Source organism: Clostridium sp. 1001271st1 H5, from assembly GCF_005845215.1.
Classification (GTDB): Bacteria; Bacillota; Clostridia; order Lachnospirales; family Lachnospiraceae; genus Enterocloster.
In genome coordinates this window covers 248987-272524 of record NZ_SPHO01000002.1, presented here as the reverse complement: position 1 = coordinate 272524, position 23538 = coordinate 248987, and the positions used below count along the sequence as shown (strand labels likewise).

Below are 23538 nucleotides of genomic sequence, written 5' to 3'. Positions count from 1 at the left end.
GTAACATCCCCGGCGCTTTACCGCCAGGTGAATATAAGTATGTTTGGCCATTCATTACAGCCGCCTAATCCCCGGTCAGCCAGCCTTCCTCCTCAGGAAGCAGGAAATAGTTGTTATCCCTGTCCGAGTCGGCAATCATGGCATCCAGTTCCCGAATCAGGTAGCTGTCCGGCATGTTCCTCTCCCAGAACCGGTATCCCTTAGTGCTCTTTATACCCCTGGTGTCAATCTCCCGCCCAGCATAGTAATCAATGTACACACCCGCATAGGTGGCTGCCATGGAATGTTCCACATCCGCACCAAGGTTCTTCACAACGCCCCTTATCTGGTCGCTAATGAGCTTCTGTATGTACCGGTAGGACCAGTCCTCAAAATCCAGCAGGTCCGGATTAGCGCTTCCGTTTTTCCCGGCCCATGCCGATACATCCACGGACCTGGTTGCATACGAAATGCTTCCGTCCTCCTCCCATAACACCTCTCCGTACTGGCAGGGAGGTATGCTGAGGGCGTCCGTCACTATTTCCTGTATGCCGTAATCCCCATCCGGCACTCCTGGTTCGCTCTTATGCTTGCGGATACGCTGCACATGCAGATGTCCGCTGAAAAACAGGGGAAGCCGGTGCTTTTGGAGGAGGGAAATCACCTCCGCGTTGTTGTCCATGGCACACTGGGTGGTATACATCCTGCTCTGGGCCAACAGGTTATGATGGGCAATGGGTATCACAAACACGCCCTCCTCCTCTGCTCTGGCCAGCTGTTCATCGGCCCATGCCATGGTGCTGTCCTTCAGCCTTCCCTCCACCTTGTTATCCGGCTCATACTGGCAGGAGTCCAGCATCAGGAGCCAGTTCCTGTCATCCAGGGCATAGACGTAGCTCAGCGAACCGCTGTCCCGGCTCAGCGCCTGGTCATAACCGTATTCATGGTAAATCTCGTAAAATTCAGGTCCGTCAATATAGGGAGCAGGCTCCTTCTGGGCGCCGTAGTAAACCGCGGCATTATGGTTATTGATATCATGGTTTCCCGGAATCACCAGGACCTGTATACCGGCATCCTGGACCCTCTTAAGCCTTGCCGCCAGTTCCTCATGGTTTATGCGCTCCCCGTTCATGGTAATGTCCCCGCTGAGAACCAGGGCGGACGGCTGCTCCCGGATGACCTCATCCAGAAATGCTTCCAGAAGCTCGGGCAGATACTGCACCACCTTTCCGTCACTCCGCTCCACAAACAGCCGGAAGGCTTCCCCGCCGTCTCCCGCCGAGGCACTTTGGTAGTGTAAGTCTGTTGCCAGGATTAGCTTGGGCGGTATGTAGGGTTCCTCCGGCGCCTCCGGCGGAGTCCACATGCCGGGGAATGTCCTCTTCCACTCTTTATAGCCCTCCTGCCTGATTACCTCATCCTGGGGTTCCCGGGCCTGGGAATCCGTAGCAACTGCCGGCCCGGCCTGTTCCCCCTGTTCCTCTCCGTTTCCCCCTCCTCCGGTGCTCTCAGGCACCTCTGCGCGTTCCCTGCTCTCAACCGGTACAGGCCCCGAAGGCTCCATTAATGTCTTTAAAACGTGCAGTACCCCGAAGCATGCCATGAATACCATGGCATACATCAGGGCACTTATCATCCAGGTCTTTCTCTTCATGCAGTCTGCTCTTTTCGTATCAAGTCTTGCTGTGTTATATTATGCCCAGTTCCTTCATGGCATACGCGATTCCGTCCTCATCCACATCCTTTGTCTCAAACGTTGCGTAGGGCTCCAGCACTTCGTCATGCTTTCCCATCAGGATACAGTTCCTGGCGTAGCGAAACATGGCAAGGTCATTGCCGCTGTCACCGAACACATACGCGTCATCCAGGGAGATGCCGTAATGTTTTAATACCAAATCAATGGCCGTTGCCTTGGAATGGCCTCTGGGCACACATTCATATTCCCCGCCGCCGCGGTCTATGATTTCCATATCCCTGAGCCGTCCAAACAGTTCCTTGGGCCTGCTGTTTTCACCTGAAAGAAGATAGAATTTATCAAAATCATAACCATCGTCTTCCCAGTCATATTCGGACAGACAGTCCGATTTCCTGAGAGCGTTCTTCAGCTCCTCCACCCTTGGAATGGGCGACAGGGACCTGTGGACATGAATTCCATCCCATGCCTCAAGGGCTCCGTCCAGTCCGCATTCATCAATATGCCTCTTGATTTCCAGCCCTCTCTCATGGGGAATGTGGTAGCTGTACATCACCCGGCCCTCTGCAAGTATATAGGTCCCGCAGCCGCACAGATAACCATCCGCCTCCACCAGGTCCTTAATATCGCCCAGGTGGGCATATACGCGGCCCGTATTGATAAACACCAGATGTCCCTGTCTCCGTGCCTCCTTCAGCGCCTGTACCGCACTCTCAGGAACCCTCCGCGTCTTCTCAGACAGGAGGGTTCCGTCAATATCGTAAAATAAAGCCTTTGTTCTTTTATTCATCATCTCTGAACACAATGGTCTGTTTCTCCTCATCCATGCTTTCCACGATTGCCAGTGACTCCAGCCGGATACCCTCTGAACGGAGCAAATCTCCGCCTACCTGGAATCCCTTCTCAATCACAATGCCCGCTCCCACCAGCTCTGCGCCGGAATCCCGTACCAGGGCAGCCAGGCCTTCCAGGGCCTTTCCATTGGCAAGGAAGTCATCGATAAGCAGCACCTTGTCGCCGGCTCCCAGAAACTCCCTTGACACGATGATGTCATAGACCCTGCCGTGGGTGTAGGACTCCACCTTGGTGGTATAAACTTCACCTGCAATATTCTTGGTCTGGGTCTTCTTGGCAAATACAACCGGTACATCAAAATACTGGGCCACAATACATGCAATTCCGATTCCGGAGGCCTCGATGGTAAGAATCTTCGTGACCTCCACATCAGCAAACCTGCGCTTAAATTCTTTTCCAATCTCTCCAAAAAGCTTAATATCCATCTGATGGTTCAAGAAACTGTCCACCTTCAGAACGTTTCCGGCTTTTATCTTGCCATCCCTGCGTATCCTGTCCTTTAAAATCTGCATGTACGAGTCCTCCTTCTTCTTTTGGCAATCCTTCTTTACTGTGCGGCAGATGTCTCTGCAGCTGTTGTTTCTTCCGGAGCCGTTGTCTCCTCTGCGGTTGTGGTTTCCTCTGCGGCAGCTGTCTCCTCTGCGGGCGCAGATGTATCCTGGGCTTCATTGACCGCGTTGTCTGCCATGAACTTCATAACCTTCTGGTTCAGGGCCATCTCATCCAGGGTCTCCTGGCCGAAATATTCCACAGCTGACTCCAGGGTCTGTCCGTTCATCTCAGCAAACGCCTGACGGTCCGCATCCTCCAGGGTGATGCCCTCCAGCTCGGCAACCTTAAGGATGACCAGCTGGTTTTTCACATCGTCTTTCACGGATGCATAGACAGCTTCCTGTAATCCCGGCACATCCATGCCGTTGGCCTTAGCCATACCGGCCAGGTTGGTTCCATACATCTTGGCCTGCTCTTCATACTGCTTAATACGGTCATTATAGCGTCTGGAAAGAGTATTCTTGTTCAGCTTGAACTTGGAATTTTCAACCACGTTCTTAAGTACAAACTGCTGAATCTGAAGGTCTGCGGACTGCTGCTTCTGTTTTAAAAGGTCTTCCTTAATGCTGGCCCTGTACTCGTCCACGGTCTTAAAATCAGATACACTCTGTACAAATGCATCATCCAGTACAGCTGACTGCTTTTCCTTCACTGAATTCACAGTAACCTCAAATACAACCGCCTGGCCTGCCAGGGCTTTCTCACTGTAATCCTCCGGGAATGTCAGGTTCAGTTCCTTCTTATCGCCCTTCTTTGTGCCAACCAGTCCGTCCTCAAATCCGGCAATCATCCTGCCGGAGCCAAGAGTCAGGTCCTGTCCCTGGCCGGTGCCGCCTGCAAATTCCACTCCGTCCTGTTTTCCCACATAATCAATATTGACAATGTCGCCTTCCGCCGCCGGCCTGTCCACTTCCACAATGTTCGGATTCTGGCTGAGCACCTGGTTGATTCTTGACTCCACCTCTGCATCGGTTACCATGACAGCCGGTACATTGACTTTCACGCCCTTATACTCTGCCAGCTCGACTGTGCCCAGGTTTTCCTTTCCTTCTGTCTGGCCGGCCCCGCAGCCTGTCATGATGGAGGCTGCAACCAGTCCGCATAAACATATGAGTGCTAATTTTTTCATTTTACATATCCCTTTTCTATCCTGATTTCACACGCAGGGCGTCAAATTATCCTTATTTTTCCAGTCATCCCCAAAAAGCGTGCGCTGTACATAGTTATATCATACCTGTCCGTGAAAAAAAAGACTTTCCACCAATTTCATGAAAATTTAAGTACCGCTTTATGAAGGCTATTTATAGAACGCCCTAAAGGCCTTATACGTATTATAGACATCCAGTTTGGAAGCCAGCTCAAACGGAGAATGCATGGACAGGATGGGCACTCCCAAATCCACGGTATCCACATCCATGTGGGCCACGAACTGGGCAATGGTTCCGCCGCCGCCCACATCCACGGCTCCCAGCTCACCGGCCTGCCAGTACACGCCCTCCTCCTCCATAATGGCAATGACCTTTGCCATGGTCTCGGCGCTGGCGTCGTTGGAACCGGATTTTCCCCTGGCCCCCGTATACTTGGTCAGCACACAGCCTTTGTTGATATAGCTGGTATTGCGGCCTTCGTACACATCCGGGAAACCGGGATCAAACGCAGCGTTCACATCCGAGGAAAGGCACAGGGATTTGCGCAGCACCTCCCTTGGGCTGACGCCTGCCTGTTCCGACAAATCCTCTATGTAATGAAGCACAAAATCCGAATTCAGGCCCGTGTTGCCGGTGGAGCCGATTTCCTCCTTGTCAGCCAGAATGGTCACTGTTGTATGGGCCGGCTTCTTTGCATCTATCTCAGCTGTCAGGGCCGTGTACGCGCATACCCTGTCGTCCTGGCCGTAAGCGCCTATCATGCTGGTATCAAACCCAACGTCCCTGGCCTTTACAGCGGGAACCATTTCAATCTCAGCCCGGAAAAAGTCCTTTTCCGTGATGCCGTATTTCTCATTCAGAAGGCTTAAGGCCATCAGCTTCACGGGCTCCTTTACCTCCTCATCCTGGAACGGCAGAGAGCCAACCACAATATTCAGCTCCTCGCCCTTAAGCCCGTCTTTTAACGGGCGCTCGTTCTGCTTGGCGGCCAGATGGGGAAGCAGGTCCGTTACGCAGAACACAGGCTCCTTCTCATCCTCTCCTATGGAAACCTCTTGAATCTCTCCGTTTTTCTTCACCACCACGCCGTGCATAGCCAGCGGAATGGTTCCCCACTGGTATTTGCGGATGCCGCCGTAATAATGGGTCTTAAAATACGCAATATCCTCCTTTTCATAAAGGGGATTGGGCTTTAAATCCAGTCTGGGGGAATCAATATGGGCTCCGTTGATTCTCAGCCCCTGGTCCAGAGGTTTTTTGCCAAATGTGGTGGCAATCAGAGACTTGCCGCGGTTCACATAATACACCTTGTCTCCCGGCTCATAGGATTCACCGGAGTCAAAGGGCTTATAGCCAGCCTTCTTAAGCATTTTTACCGCTTCCTTTACACACTCCCGCTCTGTCTTTCCTGCATCCAGAAACGCCTTATAACCCTCGCAGTATTTAAACGCCTTTTCCGTCTGCTCCGGTTTATCCTTTCCAATATGAGGGAACGCCCATGATAGCTGTTCCTGTAATTCCTGTCCTTTTGTCTTCTTAGCCATTATTATCCTCCTGGTATACTTTATTTATATAATCTGATGCTTTGCTGACTTATATTATGACCCTTCCTCTGTCTATAACTCAAATGTGCGCCTGCGCCCTGGGCCCCGGCCCGGACTGCCGCCGTGCCTCGCATCCAGCAAAAGGGCGGAGGACTGGGCGTCCCCGGCCCTGGCAGCCGCGTCTACCATTTTCTTCATCTCAGCGTCTCCCAGCCGGGACGACCGGGCCATGAAGCCCAGAATATCCCGCTCCCCGCGCTGAATCAGTCCCTCTGCGCCTTCCCCGGCATGAAGCCTCACATACTCCCAGTACTCATTCTCTGCATGTTCCCTTAAACCATAGGGCCAGTACAGGCGGTACAGGGCCAGGCGCACGGACAGCTCCGGCTTTTCCTGGACCTTTACATTGGGAAACAGCCTGTCATACTCATCGAAGCGGAAATCCCCTCCCTCAAAACAGTACCGGTACATGTGGCCGCAGCCGTGCATCTCCCTCATAATGATGCGGGCCGGCGTATTTTCCACCGACTCCTCAAAAAATTCCGGAAATATAAGCTTTGCCAGAAGCGTCCCGGAACTGTCCCTGTAATTCACAATCAGGGTCTGGTGAAGCTCCGACAGAATGTCCTTAAAGCAGGACTTCCGGCCCTCTGCAATGCGGATATCCAGGTATTCCAGGCCCGTACAGCCTGTAAACACCCCGGCTCCCCAGTCCTCCACCGCACTGCTGCAGGATAGCTTCCTGAGCCCGCAGCAGTTGTAGAAGCCATAAGCCCCCACCTTCCTGACGGTATCCGGCAGGCTGATTTCCTCTACCTGGCTGCCGCAAAGCTCCGGCTCTCCCCGGTACTCACCGGGCGGCGGTTCCCGCCTGCGGACCGTATCCGAAAAAATGTACCCTGCCAGCTCTGTCACCGGCAGTCCTCCCGCTGTGTCCGGAATCTCCAGAATCTTGTCCAAACCATAACAACGCTGGAGGCAGACCCCATCCAGCGTCTTTTCATATAATAATCTCATGGTATCAGTTTAATCAGTTTAGGGGATTTTTTCAAGACTATTTTACTTCCAGAAAAAATATTCCAAAAAATATACCGGGACGCCTGCCTCTTCCGATGCCTGCTTCCCGGTATATCCCGGAACATGTACGGAAACAGTATTCCGCCATGCCCGGCCCGATTCGTCCCATTCGGGCCCTCCTATTCATCCACAAACCGGTACCCCACGCCCACCTCTGTGAGTATGAACCTGGGATTGGCTGTGTTATCCTCAATCTTTCTCCGTATATTGGCCATAAACACCCGCAGCGACTGGTAATCGTCCGTTGTGTCATATCCCCACACCTCCTGCTGGATATAGTGGTGGGTCAGCACCTTGCCGCTGTTGTTTACCAGAAGGACCACCATCTTGTATTCCAGGGGAGTCAGATGCACCTCCTGGTCATGGACGTACAGTTTGCGCTTTTCAAAATCCAGCCGGAAATAATCCAGGCAGAATTCCTGTTCCTGGCGGTTTACCGAGGAACTCTTATGGCGCAGCCCCACGCGGATTCTGGCCAGCAGCTCCTCCGCACTGAAGGGCTTGGTCACATAGTCGTCCGCTCCCTGGTCCAGGGCATTGATTTTCTCCCGTTCCTGCCCCCTGGCGGAAACCACGATAACAGGCACATCGGACTTCTGCCGGATTTGCCGCAGCACCTCCATGCCGTCAATATCCGGCAATCCCAAATCCAGAAGTATCAGGTCCGGATGGTCCGCATAAAAGAGGGATATGCCGGACAGTCCGTTATCAGCCAGTATATAGGAGTATCCCCTTGTTTTCAGGGATATTTTCATAAAATTCTGTATGCTCTTGTCATCCTCAATGACAAGGATTGTTGTCTCATTCATCCTTCTTGTCCTCCATTGGCATTGATACCTCGAATACAGCGCCCCCCTTGGGGCTGTTGTAAGCCCGGATGGTCCCGCCCTGGGCCTCCACCATGGCCTTGCATATGGTAAGCCCCAGTCCCACGCCCCGCTGCTTATCGCCGTTTTCATAGGCCGTGGTAAAAAAATTATCAAAAATCTTATCTATCTTACCGTCCGGAAGTCCTATCCCATTATCCGCCACCACAAACTTAAGACAATTTCCATCCTGCCTCACGCTGAGGGTCACTGTGGTATTGGCCCCGGAATGGCGGAACGCATTGTCCAGGAGATTGACCAGAACCTGGATAAACAGTCTTCCGTCCACCGCTACCAGCAGGATGTCCTCCGGCGTCTCCATCCTCAGGGTGTGGTTTCCCACCCGGTTGGACACCAGCCGCACGGCGGAGGACACAAGGTCATCCACCACTTCCTTCTTCTTATTGATATCCAGACGTCCCTCCTGGATTCGCGTCAGGTTCAGCAGGTTTTCCACCATGGTGCTGAGCCATTCGGAGTCCGAGCATATATCCTTCAGCATGCTTTTAATGGTGGCCTCATCCATGATTCCCAGATTATCCAAAAGGAAGCCGGCGCTGCCAGTGATTCCCGTAAGGGGCGTGCGCAGGTCGTGGGAAATACTTCTTAAAAGAGTGCTCTTTAACCGTTCCCGCTCCACCTGAATCCTGGTGTTTTCCTTCTCACGGCTGAGCAGTTCCCGCTCAATGACCAGCGTAAGCTGGGAAATGACCGTATCCACATATATTTTTTCTTCCTCGCTCAGGGTCCAGCCCTCACAGTCAAATATAATCACGCCGTAGGTCTTTTCCCGGTTGCGGATGGGGACGTACAGGCCATTGTCATCCGGAAACTGGCATTCACCATGGCCGCACGGAATGGACTGGCGGCAGCACCACTCAGCCATATAATCAGAAAATTCTTCCTTCTCGTCCTCCTTCAAAAGGACGCTCACCGGCTTCCCCGTCAGATTAGACAGGCTTTCCTCGCTGTACTCCTTAATCTGCTGGTAGCCGGACAGGTTCAGGAATCCGCTTCCTATCTCATTCATCCTGGCTGTAATCTCTCTCTTCTTGTTGGCAATCTGCATCTGTTTCTGCAGCTTCACCACCAGGGTGGCCACAATGGAAGCCGCTGCCACAAAGATAATGGACGACACCACGTAGTTCACATCATCCATATGGAACGTAAGCTTTGGCTCCGTAAACAGATAATTGAATGTAAATGTAAAAACAATGGCAGCGCACAGGGCCCATGCCAGGCTGCTGGTGGCCAGTATGCTGATGAGCACTCCCAGCAAATATACCAAAAGCAGGTTCTCCGCCCTGATTCCGCAGCTGTCCAGAACAATGGCCAGTATGGTGGATATCACCCATATGACAGCCATCTTTGCGCAGGCCTTTACAAAATCCAGCACCCAGTCCCAACTATATGACATAAATCCTCTTACGCTCCCTCTTCCTGTCTCTGTGCTGTCTGTACACGGACCAGCAGCACGCTCTAAATGGCCTGTGCAAGTATCATGGGCAGGTTTACCGCCCGGTCCACTCCCAGCTCCTCAAACAGAGCCGCGTTCCTGGGGTTGTGCACCAGGCACACGGAGCGTTTGATTCCCAGCACCTTCCTGCCCATCTGGCATATCTCAAAATTATCCGTGTCCTCCCGGCCCAGGGCCATGATTACATCGTAATTGCGGATGCCCGCTTCCTCCAGGATAAACTGGCTGCACGGGTCTCCCAGCACTGCATTCACATTGTAGGAAGCAGAGAGATGTTCGCAAAACGCCTCATCCGGGTCTATCACAGTTACCTTATACTTTTTATCCATCAGCAGGCTGATAAGGAAATCCGCATACTCCCCTCCCCGCGCCACTGCTATCTTCATGCTCACACAGCCACCTCCTGACTTACAGTCTCTGCCAGGCGTCCGTAGTCATCTGCCGACAAATCATAGAGACTGATGGGTTTGACAGGCAGGTCCGTGACCAGCTGATGCCTTCCTGTGTCATCCAGACGGGCATATACCTGGCCCACATGGAAAATACAGCTGGCAATCTGGGCCAGCAGGAGGTTGGTATTGTCATCCTGGGTAGATGCGATGAACAGGCCGGCATCCTCAATCCCCGCCGCCTTCAGCACCTGCGGGTCCGTTGGGTCCCCTTCCATCTCATACCCCCTAAACTCCTCCGGCAGATAACGGAAACTCTCCCTGTCCTTATCCAGCACAACGACTCTGTGGCCTTTATGATATAATGACTTTGCCAGCGCTGCCCCTAAAGGCCCGCAGCCTGCGATTACAATACGATTGTTCTTATGGAATAACATACTATCTCCTCCTTCCATCTATATGTTCCCAATTCTATTGTAAAAGAGAACCATATAAAGAAACTAGAGAAAATGTATAAAGAGGGCATAAAGATTCTATAAAGATATCTTCATCCCCCTCTTTATACTAAATACTATACCATGAATGGGGGCTGTGTCAAACCAAACCTGCAGGGCTGCTCCCAGTCATGATATCCGTTCATTTTTCCTACATGACTCCAAATGCCTTATAAAAGAGCCATATGACTGTCCCGCCTATGAGTCCCACGGAGGTTACCACCCCCACCATGAATATAGCTGCCGCCAGCTGCAGAACCACGCTGGAAATCAGCGGAAAACGTTCACACGCATCATCTATTTTCTGTCCCACCGGACTTTTTAACCTGACTATTATTTTAGCCATCATGACAGTTCCCTCTCTTCCTGCTTAAAGGATACTGCCTGCTGCCGTAAAGATTCCATCCATGGTTGGGGCAATTGTATAAATTATTTGCGAATACATGGTTAAGGGGGGCTTATGTCACCGCCCTTCCTCCCATATCCTTTAAACGGTAGGATGTCTCCTCGGCAATGATATTCAGGACATTCTTGTCATTGGCCTTAATGATATCCCCTCCCCTCATCTCCACGCCTATGACCGCATAAACCGTATCGTCCTTATATACCGGCGTGTACCTGGCCCTGGCCCCCGGCAGTGTATCCGTAGAAGCCCCGGCCTTATGACGGTTCTTATAGACCCAGGCCGCCACAGCCATCTCGTCAGGGCTCTTAAACAGGGCCGTAAGCCGGGATGCATCCTCTGCCTCCGAGGCAGGATATATCTTCATCCGGTCCATTTTCCCATCCAGCATGTCATAGATAACAATGTTGCGTTTTAAAAGGCTCTGCACCAGCCTTCCGCATATATCCAGTATCTCTTCCCCGGTGCCTCCCTTTCTCAGATTCCGGTTGATATTGAACAGTATCTGCATATACCCTGACTCTGCCTCGCTTTTCTCTGCCTCCCGCTTCAGCCTGGCTGCCATAGAGCTGGTAACCAGAGCGCAGGCCAGCATGGCTGCAAAGGTAAAGGGATAAATCCTGCCGTCCGCCTGGAAAGTATAGCGGGGAGCCGTAAAAAAGAAGTTAAACAGAAGCACCGAGGCCACGGAGGCCAGAAAACCGTATAGCCCGGCCCTGGTAACATAGGCTGCCAGCATGGTCCCCAGCATATAAATCATGGCCACATTGATAATGCCCAGGCTGTAATGGTCCAGTGCCAGGGAAAGCAGGGTGCATCCGGCCATGATAAGGGCTGTCTTCAGGATATCCATGCCGTATTTTCTTCTGTTTTCCGGTTTCCTGCCCTTCCTGCTCTCCCTGGCTCCTGCGTCCGGTATCACATAAACATCCATATTGGGGACTGCCTTGATGAGACGGTCAATGATGGTGGGCTTTACGTGCAGGACACTGTGTTGCCTCACGGTCCTGCCTATGACTATCTTGGAAATGCCGTTCCTTCTGGCATAGCCTGCAATCTGCTGTACAATGTCATCCCCGTAAAGGGTAATTACATTGGCCCTGAACTGCTTGGCCAGATTAATATTGGCCTCCATGCTCCTGCTGATTTTTGCATGGTTCCTTTTCATGTCCGCTGTCTCCACCAGAACAGCCGTGAAATCCGCGTGGAACGCCCCCGCCATCCTGGCTGCTGTCCTGATTACCCTTGCATTGGTGGGGGATGGGGACAGGCAGACCAGCACATGCTCACCCGTATAATAGTCCTTGCCCGCCGCATCCCGTTCCCTGACCACCTCCCGGTTGACCCGGTCCGCGGTGCGTCTTAAGGCAATCTCACGAAGGGCGGACAGGTTTTCCGCTGTGAAAAAACGGACACACGCCTTATCCGCCTGGTCCTTATGGTAAATCTTGCCGTCCTCCAGCCGCTGCCTCAATTCCTCCGGGGCAATGTCCACCAGTTCCACCTGGCTGGCATCATCAAATATATCATCCGGAATGCGCTCATTGACCCGCACATGGGTGATAGAAGCAACGATGTCATGAAGGCTCTCCAGATGCTGGACATTAACCGTGGTGTACACATTGATTCCCCCATCCAGCAGCTCAATCACGTCCTGGTAGCGCTTCCTGTGGCGGCAGCCCTGGGCATTGGTGTGGGCCAGCTCATCCACCAGCACCAGGTCCGGATTCCTCATAAGGGCGGCATCCAGGTCAAATTCCTTCAGGGTGATTCCCTTATATTTTACCGACATCGGGGTCAGCAGCTCCATTCCGGCCAGGAGCTCCATTGTCTCCGGCCTGTCGTGGGGCTCTATGTATCCGGCCACCACATCCCGGCCCGCTACCATTTCCTGGCGGGCAGCCTCCAGCATGGCGTATGTTTTCCCCACTCCGGCCGCATATCCGAAAAATATCTTCAGCTTTCCCCTTCCATTGTCATTGTCCCTGGGAAAATTCTGTTTTAAAAGCTGCTCCGGGTCCGGCCTCTCGTCCCTTTCCCCGCCCATAAGCCATTCCTCCTTTCCATATATCCCGGTCCTGAAAACAACGGTAGAGCTGCCGCAAAATGCGGCAACCCTGTATACAATGCAGTCCTGGTTCCAATCATTTTCAAATCAACCCATCCAGCGCCAGATTCACCTTCAGCACATTTACCCTTGGCTCTCCCAGGATTCCCATGAACCTGCCCGTGGTATATCTGTTTATGACTGCCTCCACATCCTCCGTTGTCATATTCCGTTCCCTGGCAATCCGTTCCGCCTGGTAAGCAGCTGCCGCCGGAGAGATTTCCGGGTCCAGCCCGCTTCCCGAACAGGTTACAAGGTCCACAGGAATGGGCTCCTCCCCCTTTTCCGGATGGGCTGCCCTGATTTTCTCCACCCGGTCAGCTATCATGGCTTCAAGCTCGCTGCCTGCCGGTGTTTTATTGGAGGCCCCGGCATATGCCAGAGGCTCTCCATGTTCATCTGTAAATGTTCCTGTATCCACATTCATGATTCTGCCCCACAGATACTGGTTTCCGGTAAACTCCTGGGCCAGCAGGGCGCTTCCGTATTTTGTGCCGTCCCTGCCCACAATGACCGAACCATTGGCCTCATAGCCAAATGCCACATTGGCGGCAGCCGTGATGGCTGCCGGGTAAATCACGCTGGTTATGATTAACATGACCAGGAAAAAACCAACCATTTTTGGTAATACTGCTTTTACTGTATTCATGAACATTCTCCTCACTTTGACTGATTGTGCCGCCTGTCCCGGTTTCCTTCACACATTACGCCACCAGCCCTGTGGCTGTAATCAGCACGTCGATTGCCTTGATTGCTATGAACGGGATAATGATTCCTCCCAGACCATAGACCAGCAGATTCCCGGAAAGCATTCTGGCCGCGGAAACCTCCCTGTATCTGACCCCCTTTAACGCCAGGGGAATCAGGGCCACGATAATCAGGGCGTTGTATAGGATGGCTGAAAACACGGCGCTGTTTGCGCTGTGAAGTCCCATGATGTTGAGAGCCGACAGCCCGGGATAGAGTCCCATGAAAAGTGCCGGAATAATTGCAAAATACTTGGCAACGTCATTGGCAATGCTGAAGGTGGTCAGGGACCCTCTTGTCATGAGAAGCTGCTTGCCTATCTTCACTATCTCAATCAGCTTGGTGGGCGAGGAATCCAGGTCCACCATGTTGCCGGCTTCCTTGGCTGCCTGTGTGCCTGTATTCATGGCCACCGCCACATCTGCCTGGGCCAGGGCCGGCGCATCATTGGTACCGTCTCCTGTCATGGCTACCAGATGGCCTCTGGCCTGGTAATCCCGTATCATATCTAACTTTGCCTCCGGTGTTGCCTCTGCCAGGAAATCGTCCACACCAGCCTCCGCTGCAATGGAGGCGGCTGTCAGCGGATTATCGCCCGTAATCATAATGGTCCTGATTCCCATTTTCCTTAAATCCGCAAACTTTTCCTTCACGCCCTGCTTCACAATGTCCTTAAGCTCCACCACACCCATGACACGGCCGTTCTTTGCCACTACCAGAGGCGTTCCGCCCTGGTTTGCAATCCTCTTTACGATGTCCCCGCATTCCCTGCTGAACGTGCCTCCACGCTGGGCCACATAAGCTTTAATGGCGTCTGCCGCGCCCTTTCTAATCTCATTTCCCTTGTAGTCAATGCCGCTCATCCTTGTCTTGGCAGTGAAGGGCACGAAGGTTGCCTGAAGCTCCTCCATATTTCTTCCGCGTATGCCGAAACGCTCCTTTGCCAGGACCACGATGCTGCGCCCCTCAGGCGTTTCGTCCGCCAGGGATGACAGCTGGGCCGCATCAGCCAGCTCCATTTCCTTGTTGCCGTCCACCGGAATAAACGCGTCTGCCTGGCGGTTTCCCAGTGTTATGGTACCTGTCTTATCCAGCAAAAGGGTATCCACATCCCCGGCTGCCTCAATGGCCCTGCCGCTCATGGCCAGCACATTGGCCTGGTTCAGCCGGCTCATTCCCGCAATGCCAATGGCGGACAGGAGGGCGCCAATGGTGGTGGGTGCCAGACAGATTAAGAGGGCCACCAGGTTGGTGACGGATGTGGGGTTGGCTGTCCCTGCTTCCACGGAGGAGAACACGGAGTAGGAGTACAGCGACATGGTCACGAGGACAAATATAATGGACAATGCTACCAGAAAAATCTGCAGTGCCAGCTCGTTTGGCGTCTTTTTTCGGGAAGCCCCTTCCACCATTGCAATCATCTTATCCATAAAGCCCTCGCCCGGATTGCTGCTGACCCTCACCACCATCCAGTCGGATATGACCGTGGTGCCTCCGGTGACAGCGCATCTGTCGCCGCCGCTTTCCCGGATTACAGGGGCGGACTCGCCGGTAATGGCGCTCTCATCCACTGACGCAGCGCCCTCCACCACATCGCCGTCTGCCGGTATCTGCTCCCCCGCCTCAATGTAGACAAGGTCGCCTTTTTTTAATTCAGTGGATTTCACTCTTGTGACCTCGCTCTTGCGGTCAGCCGATGGAATCCTGGACGCCATGGTATCCTTTCTGCCTGCGCGCAGGGCATCTGCCTGGGCCTTTCCCCTGCCCTCCGCTATGGCCTCTGCAAAGTTGCCGAACAGAACCGTAAACCAGAGGATAACGGATATGGCCAGTATGTAGCCCGGCTGCGCGTCCCTGACGCCTGCCAGGGAAAACAGAAACATCACAAAGGTCAGTATTGCGGATACAAAAACCATGAACATGACCGGATTCTTTATCTGGGTCCCCGGATTCAGTTTAATGAAGGAATCCTTAAGGGCCCTGCTCATAATCTCATGATTGGAAAATATATTCTTTTTTGGTTCATTCATGTCTCATTGACCTCCCTATGCTATCATCTGGAAAAACTCAGCCACCGGTCCAAGGGACAGGGCCGGGAAAAAGCTGAGAGCCCCTACCAGCAGTACCACGAAAATCAAAAGGAAGATGAACATGGCATTATGGGTGGGAAGGGTGCCGGAGCTGACCGCTACCTTTTTCTTTGCCGCCAGACTGCCTGCAATGGCCAGTGTGGCAAACATGGGCAGGAACCTTACAAACAGCATAACCAGTCCGATGCTCACATTCAGGAATGGCGTATTTGCGTTAAATCCTGCAAATGCGGAGCCATTGTTGCCGCCTGCGGATGAATAGGCGTACAGGACTTCTGAAAGTCCGTGGGCTCCCGGATTATTCAGGCTGTCATGGGTGGAAGGAAGCAGTGCGGCGATACCGCTGCCCGCCAGAATAGCCACAGGGGTTGCCAGGCAGACCAAAACAGCCATTTTCATCTCAAAGGGTTCTATCTTTTTGCACAGGTACTCCGGCGTACGCCCCACCATCAGTCCCGCTATAAACACAGTAAGGATGGCAAACCCAATCATGCCGTAGAGCCCGCAGCCCGTACCGCCGAATACCACCTCTCCCAGCTGCATCAGCAGCATGGGCACAAGGCCGCCAAAAGGAGTGTAGCTGTCGTGCATGGAATTGACCGAGCCATTGGAAGCAGCCGTGGTAAATACAGCCCATGTACCGGATGTGGCTATGCCGAATCTGGTTTCCTTGCCTTCCATATTACCGCCTGCCTGCCCCTCAGTCCCCATATAGACTGCGCCGTCCTGGGCCATCTGCGGAGTACCGGCCTGCTCACTGCAGCCCACGATGGCCAGTGCTGCCGCCAGCATGATGAACATGGCCAGGAACACCGCAATGCCCTGTCTCCTGTCCTTCACATTCCTTCCAAAGGTAAAGCACAGGCCCGCCGGTATGAGAAGCAGGGAAATCATTTCAAATAAGTTGGATAACGGAGTGGGGTTCTCAAATGGATGCGCCGAGTTGTTGCCCCAGAAACCGCCGCCGTTGGTTCCCAGCTGCTTAATGGCAATCTGGCTGGCAGCCGGCCCCAGAGGAACGACTCCCTTTGTGACCTCTGCGGCAGTTCCGTCCTCCTGTTCCACGACCACCGGTTCCACCAGCTGAACTTCGTCATACTGCCTGAAGGTCTGCGGAACGCCCTGGGAGGCGATGGCAAGAGATACCACCACAGACAACGGCAGCAGTATGTAAAGAACCGTCCTTGTCATGTCGGCGTAGAAGTTTCCCAGTCCCCTCTCCTTCACGCGGACGAATCCGCGGATTAATGCGAACAATACCACAATTCCCACCGCAGCAGACACGAAGTTCTGGAAATTCAGTCCAATCATCTGGCTGAAATAACTCAAACTTGACTCTCCTGAATATGCCTGCCAGTTTGTGTTGGTGGCAAAGCTGGATGCCGTATTAAAGCCCAGATGCCAGCTCATTCCGTCCATTCCCTGGGGATTAAGGGGAAGCAGGTTCTGGAAACAGAGGATGGACCAGAGCACCGCCAGGCTCAGCACACTGAACACGGCCGTGCACACGGAATACTTTTTCCAGTCCATCTCCTCCTCTTTATCAATCCTCAGAACCCTGTATATCAGGTTTTCCACGGGAAGCAGAAGCCTTGAAAGGAACACCCTCTCCCCGTTCATCACCTTTCCCATGTAGGCCCCAAGGGGTATTGCCAATACTACCAGTATGACACAGTAAACAATCATCTGCAATGCTACATTCATCATTGTTTGTCACCTCTCAATAGAATGATTACCAGGTAAGCCAGTATGACAACTGCGGTTATTCCTATGATACCTAACAGCAACAGCATGGATTATTTTCCTCCTCTTTTCAAGATAGGGGTATGGTATCACATATGGTAATAAAGATTCTATATAAGAGCTGGCGGTCCGGTATAAAAATAGTATTAAGGCTGGCAGAATCACAAAAAGAATACCCCTGTCCCCGGAGAATCTCCAAAGACAGGGGTATTCATACTATGACTTTTCCAACCGTTATACAGCGGTATCACAGACTCTGTGACTCCCAAAACACGGACATAAGCTCCCTGACAGCCCTTCCGCTGTCCACCTCCACTGCAAAGCGCACATACTCTGCCTGGAAAGGATGTTCCCTCAGGTCCGTCACAATCATGCCGCGGCAGTAGGTGCCGCCGCACTCCACCCTGGCCTTCCTGCTCTCGGTCCGGACCAGACTGGGCACCGCAGCGCACATCACGGCCAGAGGGTCATGGAGAGGACAGTCACCCATACAGTAATTCTGGGTCTGGTTCCCCTTAAGATAATGGACCATGGCCTGCCTCATATAATCCACTGCCGGACGGCAGGCGGGCCTGCAGCAGCCGGCCAGCCAGTCCAGATGCTCCATCTTAAGCCTGGTCCTCATGGTGACATCCAGCCCCACTGCCGTGATATCCATGCCTGAGACAAACACTTCATCGCAGGCCCGGGGATCGCAGGCCACATTGGCCTCTGACACAGGAGATACATTTCCGCCCATGTTCAGGGTTCCGCCCATCATTACAAGTCTTTTTACCTTTTTGGCAAATCCGGGATATTCCCTGAGCGTACGGGCTATGTTGGTCAGCGGGCCAAGGGTGATGACCACCAGCTCCCCCTCATACTGTTCTGCCAGCTCCATGTGGAACCGGCTCACGTCCACATCCCTTGCCCTGCGGCGGCTGGGAGGCAGTTCCACATTCCCCAGCCCGTTGGCGCCGTGTATAAAGGCAACCCGGCCGTCCCACTCCCGGCATGAGGGCTTCTCCTCCCCCACTGCCACCGGTATGTCGGGCGCGCCTGCCAGGTCCAGTATCTTCATGGTATTCTCCGCTGCCAGCCACGCTTCCACATTGCCGCACACCGTTGATATGCCCACTATGTCTATTTCAGGATTAAAAAGCGCGTACAGAAGGGCGATGGAATCATCCACCCCTGTATCCACATCCAGTAAAACCTTCATCTGTCTCTCCTTTTCCAATGCATCATGCAGAACATCCCTGCTCCTGCGCCGGGCACTCATCCTCTGCCCTCCCGGCTGTTCCCCCTTCCCCGGCGCACTCTGCCGCCAGTTCCAGGGCGCACCGTATCATGCTGTCCAGGCTCTGCTCCCTTTCCTCATTGGTAAGGGCCCTGTCATGGTGGATGCTGCTTCCCACGGTCAGCATGCCAAGGGCTCTTCTGCCTGCCCTGGCAGCCGTACAATAGAGGGACAATGTCTCCATCTCCTGGACCAGCACTCCCATTTTTTCCCACTGCCCCTTTTCTCCCAGGCTGTCCTCATAGAACACATCCGAGCTGTATACATTGCCTACCCGGAAGGGCGTACGGCTGCTCCTGGCCTGGGCTGCTGCTGCTTCCAGAAGCCCGAAATCCGCTATGGGCGCAAAGGTTCCCGGAAGATGGTACTGGGACGGAAAATTCGAGTTGGTGCAGCATCCCATGGCCAGCACCAGTTCTCCCACCTCCACATCGCGGTGAACCGCGCCGGCAGTCCCCACCCGGATGATTGTATCCACATCATAATTGTGGTAAAGCTCGTACGCATAGATACCCATGGAGGGAATACCCATTCCGCTGCCCTGGACCGATATCTTACTGCCTTTATAATAACCCGTATATCCGTTCATGCCCCTTACCCGGTTGTAGCAGAATACATCGGTCAGATAGGTCTCTGCAATGTATTTTGCGCGCAAAGGGTCACCCGGCATCAGGACAGCCTTGCCAATCTGCCCTGGTCCCGCTTCATTATGGAAGGTTTTCATATTTGATTACTCCGTTTTCTTTATTATATTCCTGTCATTCTTCCTGCGTATGCTCAGCTCATGCTGCTCGGAACCAAAGAACAGCTTCTGTGACAGCACCGGCGTATCATACTCGGAGTACAGCACCTCTTCCAGTATCAGAATCGGGTCCCCCTCCTGCATGTTCAGTATATTGGCCAGGCGCTCCCTGGCCTGCCCCAGGCGGATTTTAGTATCGCTGTAAAGGCCGCCCTCGGACAGCAGTCCGGTATAGTACTGGTATACTGTATCCGTATTCTCCAGGTCCACATCGCTGTTGTCCAGCACCTCATGGGGCATATACACCATGGCAAATCCAGCCGGCGTATCGCCGCAGTAATAGGTTATGTCAATAACTGCCACCACACTGGAGGGCCGCAGCTTAAGCACCTGCTGGTGCTTTTGTGTTGCCGGCTGAAACCCTATGGTGGTCACTACTTTATCAATGGGCCGGCTGCAGAAATCCACAATGGGGTTTCCCACCTTCTCCAGCCCGCTTTTGCTCATATCCTGGTTGGAAAGCACAATATTGCCCTTTCCCTGATGATTTATGATTAAACCATCTTCCTGAAGAAGCAGCATGGCCTGCCGCAATGTGCCTCTGCTGACTGCAAGCTGTTCTGCCAGGATGTTCTCTCCGGGCAGCTTATCCCCAGCCTTGTACTTTCCCTCTTTCAGCCATTGGCTGATGGTCTCATAGGCAGTCACATACAACGGTATTTTTACATTCTTCTCATTTATCACATTGTCCTTCACAGGTCTGCTTGCTCCTTTCGTGCGCCCGGCGGGCTGCTCTCACTATAGCTCACTATAGATTAGTATAGAACTAATCCACCAATTTGCCAAGTGCCTCCGGACCTTTCACCCGCTTTCCCACAAACAGCAGTACCAGCAGCGTCACCCCATAGGGGAGCATCTGGACAAACTGGGATGGGATGGATGCGTCCGTCAGATAGAACCTGGCGGCCTGGGCCACTGCAAATATCATTCCGGCTCCCATGGACCCCAGAGGCTGCCAGCCGCCGAAGATATTGGCCGCCAGTCCCATAAATCCCCTTCCGGCCGTCATATCCGACACGAACAGGTTGTTCTGGGATATGGACAGGTAGGAACCGGCCAGCCCGGCGATGCTTCCCGCCGCTATCATGGCAATGTAACGGTAACGGTTCACCTGCACACCGGCTGTCTGTACCGCATAGGGCTGGTCCCCGATGGCCCGGTACCTGAGGCCGAACTTGGTCTTATAAAACACAATCCACACCCCGGCCACAATTAGGAACATGGCATAGAGATAGGGGGACTGGTCCTTAAACAGGGCTCCAATAACCGGAATACCGGAAAGGCCGGGTATGGTCAGATTGGAAATGGATGGAACGGATTCCGACATTCCTTCCGTCTGCCAGATTGCCTTAAGCATCACGGCCGTGATGCCGCTGGCAAAGAGATTGATGCCCACGCCCACCACGGACTGGTGAGCCTTCCATTTCAGGCAGAAGAGGGCATAGAACCAGCCAATCATACCGCCCAGGACCACGGACAGAAGCACCCCTGCCATGGCTGAGCCTGCGGCGTAGGACCCGGCTGCCCCGGCAAATGCGCCTATCAGCATGATTCCCTCCACGCCCAGGAGTATGATGCCTCCGCGCTCGGCAATGGTGCCGCACAGGGCGCCCAGTATGATGGGTACTGAAAGCTGCAGGGTTAGTCCGATAAAATTATTAATCATGTCCATATGTCATCCTCTCTTTCTGCTCCACTTAATCAGTTCCGGAGCTGCTACCAGAAGTATCACCAGGCTCTGTATCACCGTCACCATGTTGGTGCTTACCATGGTTTCACGGCTCATACGCAGCGACCCCATATCCATGATTCCAAAAAGCAGCGCAGTCAAAAGCACGCCCGCCGGATGGTTCCTTCCCAATATGGCCACGGCGATTCCCGTAAAGCCAAAGGACGGGGAAAATCCCTCTATAAAGCGGTGGTATTTCCCAAACACCTCTGTGATGCCTGCAAGAGCAGCGATTCCGCCGCTGATGGTCATGGACATAATGAGGAACATATTGACACGGATGCCGGCTGTTCCGGAGGCAAAGGGATTGGCTCCCACCGCCCTCAGCTGATACCCTACCGAAGTCTTCCACAGGAATATGTACATGGCTGCCGCCACAAAGAGCAGCAGGAACAGGGCATAGGTGAGCTGGGTCCTGGGCAGCAGCTTGCCGAACCAGATTCCTTCGGCTATAAGCTCTGTCTGGGCCGTGGAGCCCTCTGTCTTAAAGGGCCCGTTTACCAGCCAGGATGTAAAAAGTGTGCAGATATAGTTGAGCATAATGGCCACGATTACTTCATTGGTGCTGAACCTGGCCTTAAAAATGCCGGGCACACTGCCCACAATCATGCCTGCCGCGATTCCTGCCAGAATACTGATTACAAGCAGCAGGGGCGCGGGAAGGGAACGGAAGCAAAGGGCCGTGATGACGCTGGCCATGGCGCCCGCATGGAGCTGTCCCTCTGCTCCGATGTTTAACATGCCGCACCTGGACCCCATTGCCACGGCCAGGCCCGTGAAGGCCAGGGGAATGCTCTTGCTGATTGTATTGGCCAGGGACTGCGGTGTTCCCAGTGCCCCTTGAATCAGGGAACCATAGGCTTTAACAGGCGATTCACCTGCCAGGAGGATGAAAAGGGCTCCTATAAGAAGCGCAAGCCCTATGGATGCCAAGGATTTGCCTATTTCCGCCGTGTGTCTGCTGCTGCGGCTTTTTTCATCTGCCCCGGCCGTTTTGCCTGCCTGGGCGTTTCCGTCTGCCTGGGCTTTTTTACTGCTGTTCCATTTCATGAGCCCGCACCTCCTGTTTTTTTCCTGCCATGAACAGTCCGATTTCTTCTTTTGTATATTCCCCGTTGTCAAACTGAGCGCTGACCTCTCCCTCGTAGAAGACGGCAATGCGGTCGCTCAGGTTCATGACCTCTGAAAGCTCTGCCGATATAAGCAGGATTGCCTTCCCCTGCTCCTTCAGCTGCAGCAGTGTCTTATGTACCCGCTCAATGGCTCCGATATCCAGTCCCCTTACAGGCTGGGCCACCAGCACAAGACTGGGGTCATGGCTGATTTCCCTTCCCAGGATTACCTTCTGCTGGTTGCCGCCTGAAAGCTGTCCAATCTCCTGGTCCACGCCCGCTACCTTGATTTCAAACTCCTCCACCTGTTTCCTGGCATCCTGCCTCAGTTTCTCATAATCAATAAATCCCTTCCTGCAATACTCAGGCGTTTCCTGATAACCCAGAAGAAAATTCTCTGTAATGGAAAAGCTGGGTATCATTGCATTCTTGTGACGGTCCGACGGGATGTATCCCAGGCCCATGGCCTTCCTGTCCTTGACAGCCATGTTCCTGACCGGAATTCCATTGATAAGAATCTCGCCTTCCTTTACCCTGCGGTTTCCCACAATCATTTCCTCCAGCTCCTGCTGCCCGTTTCCATCCACCCCGGCAATGCCCAGGATTTCTCCGGCCCGGACCTTCAGACTGACGGTTTCCCCTGCTCTCTCGTGAAGCCGCACGCCTTTCAGCTCCAGCACGGCCTCACCGGTCTGCTGCCCTCTCTTTGCCACAATGCTCTCCACCTGCCTGCCCACCATCTGGGTGGCCAGTTCTTTTTCGCTGGTGGAGCCGGTGTCGCACCGGAACACCACCTTTCCCTTCCTGATAACAGTAATCCGGTCAGACAGGGACATGGTCTCGTTCAGCTTATGGGTGATGAATATGATGGTCTTGCCGTTTGCCCTTAACTGGCGCAGTATCTTGAACAGCTCATCCACCTCCTGGGGCGTAAGAACTGCGGTTGGTTCATCCAGTATGATGATGTCAGCTCCCCGGTACAGAGTCTTAAGTATTTCCACCCGCTGCTTCATGCCCACGGACAGGTTCACCACCTTCTCCTCAAGGTCAATCCTGAATCCGAACCGTTCCACCAGTTCCTCCACCTTTTTCCGGCTTTCCTTCCGGTTGAGGAACAAGCCGCCGGACTCCTTTCCCAAAATGATGTTCTCAAGGACCGTCAGCTGGTTCACCAGCATGAAGTGCTGATGGACCATTCCGATTCCCAGGGCATAGGCATCATTTGGATTGGCTATGGCTGCCTTTTTCTCATTGATGAATATCTCTCCTGCATCCGGATGGTACAGGCCGAAGAGAATGTTCATCAGTGTGCTCTTTCCAGTTCCGTTCTCTCCCAGGAGACAGTGGATTTCCTGCTGCCCCACAATGAGGTCAATCCCGTCATTGGCCCGTACCGGCCCAAAACATTTGACGATTCCAATCATTCTGATTGCGTCCATATCTTCCTCCTAT

At 53.3% G+C, this 23538-nt stretch carries 22 protein-coding genes; all 22 read right to left on the bottom strand.

Going from position 1 to position 23538, the window contains the following annotated elements; genetic code table 11:
- Window positions 1–64: 64 nt before the first annotated feature.
- Window positions 65–1633, bottom strand: a complete 1569-nt coding sequence (locus FGS84_RS04495; protein WP_138306480.1) for a metallophosphoesterase — start codon at window positions 1631–1633, stop codon at window positions 65–67.
- A gap of 34 nt (window positions 1634–1667) precedes the next feature.
- The gene (locus tag FGS84_RS04490; protein ID WP_347563791.1) at window positions 1668–2462 is read right to left on the bottom strand and encodes an HAD-IIB family hydrolase; all 795 of its coding nucleotides are present in this window, start codon (window positions 2460–2462) and stop codon (window positions 1668–1670) included.
- Complete coding sequence (locus FGS84_RS04485; RefSeq protein ID WP_138306478.1) at window positions 2455–3039, bottom strand: xanthine phosphoribosyltransferase; 585 nt, start codon at window positions 3037–3039, stop codon at window positions 2455–2457. Before FGS84_RS04485 ends, FGS84_RS04490 begins: the two co-directional genes overlap by 8 nt.
- A gap of 35 nt (window positions 3040–3074) precedes the next feature.
- Window positions 3075–4208, bottom strand: a complete 1134-nt coding sequence (tig, locus tag FGS84_RS04480) for a trigger factor (protein ID WP_138306477.1) — start codon at window positions 4206–4208, stop codon at window positions 3075–3077.
- A 168-nt stretch (window positions 4209–4376) separates the two neighbouring features.
- A complete protein-coding gene (locus FGS84_RS04475) occupies window positions 4377–5771 on the bottom strand; it encodes an aminopeptidase (protein ID WP_138306476.1) in 1395 nt (464 codons plus the stop codon).
- 72 nt (window positions 5772–5843) lie between these two features.
- On the bottom strand, window positions 5844–6788 hold the full coding sequence (locus tag FGS84_RS04470; RefSeq protein WP_138306475.1) for a leucine-rich repeat protein: 945 nt from the start codon (window positions 6786–6788) through the stop codon (window positions 5844–5846).
- 37 nt (window positions 6789–6825) lie between these two features.
- A complete protein-coding gene (locus FGS84_RS31760) occupies window positions 6826–6957 on the bottom strand; it encodes a hypothetical protein (protein ID WP_264469655.1) in 132 nt (43 codons plus the stop codon).
- Window positions 6958–6967: 10 nt separating this feature from the next.
- A complete protein-coding gene (locus tag FGS84_RS04465; protein ID WP_138306474.1) occupies window positions 6968–7657 on the bottom strand; it encodes a response regulator transcription factor in 690 nt (229 codons plus the stop codon).
- The gene (locus FGS84_RS04460; protein ID WP_138306473.1) at window positions 7650–9131 is read right to left on the bottom strand and encodes an ATP-binding protein; all 1482 of its coding nucleotides are present in this window, start codon (window positions 9129–9131) and stop codon (window positions 7650–7652) included. Before FGS84_RS04460 ends, FGS84_RS04465 begins: the two co-directional genes overlap by 8 nt.
- A 62-nt stretch (window positions 9132–9193) precedes the next feature.
- A complete protein-coding gene (locus tag FGS84_RS04455) occupies window positions 9194–9577 on the bottom strand; it encodes an NAD-binding protein (RefSeq protein ID WP_138306593.1) in 384 nt (127 codons plus the stop codon).
- A 2-nt stretch (window positions 9578–9579) separates the two neighbouring features.
- Window positions 9580–10017, bottom strand: a complete 438-nt coding sequence (locus FGS84_RS04450) for an NAD-binding protein (RefSeq protein ID WP_138306472.1) — start codon at window positions 10015–10017, stop codon at window positions 9580–9582.
- 208 nt (window positions 10018–10225) lie between these two features.
- Entirely contained in the window at window positions 10226–10423 is a 198-nt protein-coding gene (locus FGS84_RS04445; protein WP_138306471.1) for a hypothetical protein, read from the bottom strand.
- A gap of 109 nt (window positions 10424–10532) precedes the next feature.
- Complete coding sequence (locus tag FGS84_RS04440; RefSeq protein WP_138306470.1) at window positions 10533–12524, bottom strand: DUF4118 domain-containing protein; 1992 nt, start codon at window positions 12522–12524, stop codon at window positions 10533–10535.
- Between the two features lie 103 nt (window positions 12525–12627).
- Entirely contained in the window at window positions 12628–13233 is a 606-nt protein-coding gene (gene kdpC, locus FGS84_RS04435) for a potassium-transporting ATPase subunit KdpC (RefSeq protein ID WP_138306469.1), read from the bottom strand.
- A gap of 55 nt (window positions 13234–13288) precedes the next feature.
- A complete protein-coding gene (kdpB, locus tag FGS84_RS04430) occupies window positions 13289–15361 on the bottom strand; it encodes a potassium-transporting ATPase subunit KdpB (RefSeq protein ID WP_138306468.1) in 2073 nt (690 codons plus the stop codon).
- Between the two features lie 15 nt (window positions 15362–15376).
- Window positions 15377–17128 (bottom strand): potassium-transporting ATPase subunit KdpA, encoded by a 1752-nt coding sequence (kdpA, locus tag FGS84_RS04425; protein WP_138306467.1) that lies wholly within the window; start codon window positions 17126–17128, stop codon window positions 15377–15379.
- 283 nt (window positions 17129–17411) lie between these two features.
- Window positions 17412–18365, bottom strand: a complete 954-nt coding sequence (locus FGS84_RS04420; RefSeq protein ID WP_138306466.1) for a nucleoside hydrolase — start codon at window positions 18363–18365, stop codon at window positions 17412–17414.
- Window positions 18366–18387: 22 nt separating this feature from the next.
- Window positions 18388–19167 (bottom strand): purine-nucleoside phosphorylase, encoded by a 780-nt coding sequence (deoD, locus tag FGS84_RS04415; RefSeq protein WP_227147010.1) that lies wholly within the window; start codon window positions 19165–19167, stop codon window positions 18388–18390.
- A gap of 6 nt (window positions 19168–19173) precedes the next feature.
- A complete protein-coding gene (locus FGS84_RS04410) occupies window positions 19174–19941 on the bottom strand; it encodes a GntR family transcriptional regulator (RefSeq protein WP_138306465.1) in 768 nt (255 codons plus the stop codon).
- A gap of 70 nt (window positions 19942–20011) precedes the next feature.
- Window positions 20012–20917 (bottom strand): ABC transporter permease, encoded by a 906-nt coding sequence (locus FGS84_RS04405; RefSeq protein ID WP_138306464.1) that lies wholly within the window; start codon window positions 20915–20917, stop codon window positions 20012–20014.
- 3 nt (window positions 20918–20920) lie between these two features.
- Complete coding sequence (locus tag FGS84_RS04400; protein WP_138306463.1) at window positions 20921–22024, bottom strand: ABC transporter permease; 1104 nt, start codon at window positions 22022–22024, stop codon at window positions 20921–20923.
- Entirely contained in the window at window positions 22005–23525 is a 1521-nt protein-coding gene (locus FGS84_RS04395) for an ABC transporter ATP-binding protein (protein ID WP_138306462.1), read from the bottom strand. Before FGS84_RS04395 ends, FGS84_RS04400 begins: the two co-directional genes overlap by 20 nt.
- Window positions 23526–23538: the final 13 nt, after the last annotated feature.

Coding starts and splice junctions, on each gene's coding strand:
- FGS84_RS04450 (WP_138306472.1), bottom strand. CDS start 10,017: ATGTTATTCCATAAGAACAATCGTATTGTAATCGCAGGCTGCGGGCCT.
- FGS84_RS04470 (WP_138306475.1), bottom strand. CDS start 6,788: ATGAGATTATTATATGAAAAGACGCTGGATGGGGTCTGCCTCCAGCGT.
- FGS84_RS04400 (WP_138306463.1), bottom strand. CDS start 22,024: ATGAAATGGAACAGCAGTAAAAAAGCCCAGGCAGACGGAAACGCCCAG.
- FGS84_RS04420 (WP_138306466.1), bottom strand. CDS start 18,365: ATGAAGGTTTTACTGGATGTGGATACAGGGGTGGATGATTCCATCGCC.
- FGS84_RS04405 (WP_138306464.1), bottom strand. CDS start 20,917: ATGGACATGATTAATAATTTTATCGGACTAACCCTGCAGCTTTCAGTA.
- deoD (WP_227147010.1), bottom strand. CDS start 19,167: ATGAAAACCTTCCATAATGAAGCGGGACCAGGGCAGATTGGCAAGGCT.
- FGS84_RS04445 (WP_138306471.1), bottom strand. CDS start 10,423: ATGATGGCTAAAATAATAGTCAGGTTAAAAAGTCCGGTGGGACAGAAA.
- FGS84_RS04440 (WP_138306470.1), bottom strand. CDS start 12,524: ATGGGCGGGGAAAGGGACGAGAGGCCGGACCCGGAGCAGCTTTTAAAA.
- kdpA (WP_138306467.1), bottom strand. CDS start 17,128: ATGATGAATGTAGCATTGCAGATGATTGTTTACTGTGTCATACTGGTA.
- FGS84_RS04465 (WP_138306474.1), bottom strand. CDS start 7,657: ATGAATGAGACAACAATCCTTGTCATTGAGGATGACAAGAGCATACAG.
- FGS84_RS04490 (WP_347563791.1), bottom strand. CDS start 2,462: ATGAATAAAAGAACAAAGGCTTTATTTTACGATATTGACGGAACCCTC.
- FGS84_RS04475 (WP_138306476.1), bottom strand. CDS start 5,771: ATGGCTAAGAAGACAAAAGGACAGGAATTACAGGAACAGCTATCATGG.
- FGS84_RS04455 (WP_138306593.1), bottom strand. CDS start 9,577: ATGAAGATAGCAGTGGCGCGGGGAGGGGAGTATGCGGATTTCCTTATC.
- FGS84_RS04460 (WP_138306473.1), bottom strand. CDS start 9,131: ATGTCATATAGTTGGGACTGGGTGCTGGATTTTGTAAAGGCCTGCGCA.
- FGS84_RS31760 (WP_264469655.1), bottom strand. CDS start 6,957: ATGGGACGAATCGGGCCGGGCATGGCGGAATACTGTTTCCGTACATGT.
- tig (WP_138306477.1), bottom strand. CDS start 4,208: ATGAAAAAATTAGCACTCATATGTTTATGCGGACTGGTTGCAGCCTCC.
- FGS84_RS04485 (WP_138306478.1), bottom strand. CDS start 3,039: ATGCAGATTTTAAAGGACAGGATACGCAGGGATGGCAAGATAAAAGCC.
- FGS84_RS04495 (WP_138306480.1), bottom strand. CDS start 1,633: ATGAAGAGAAAGACCTGGATGATAAGTGCCCTGATGTATGCCATGGTA.
- kdpC (WP_138306469.1), bottom strand. CDS start 13,233: ATGAATACAGTAAAAGCAGTATTACCAAAAATGGTTGGTTTTTTCCTG.
- FGS84_RS04395 (WP_138306462.1), bottom strand. CDS start 23,525: ATGGACGCAATCAGAATGATTGGAATCGTCAAATGTTTTGGGCCGGTA.
- kdpB (WP_138306468.1), bottom strand. CDS start 15,361: ATGAATGAACCAAAAAAGAATATATTTTCCAATCATGAGATTATGAGC.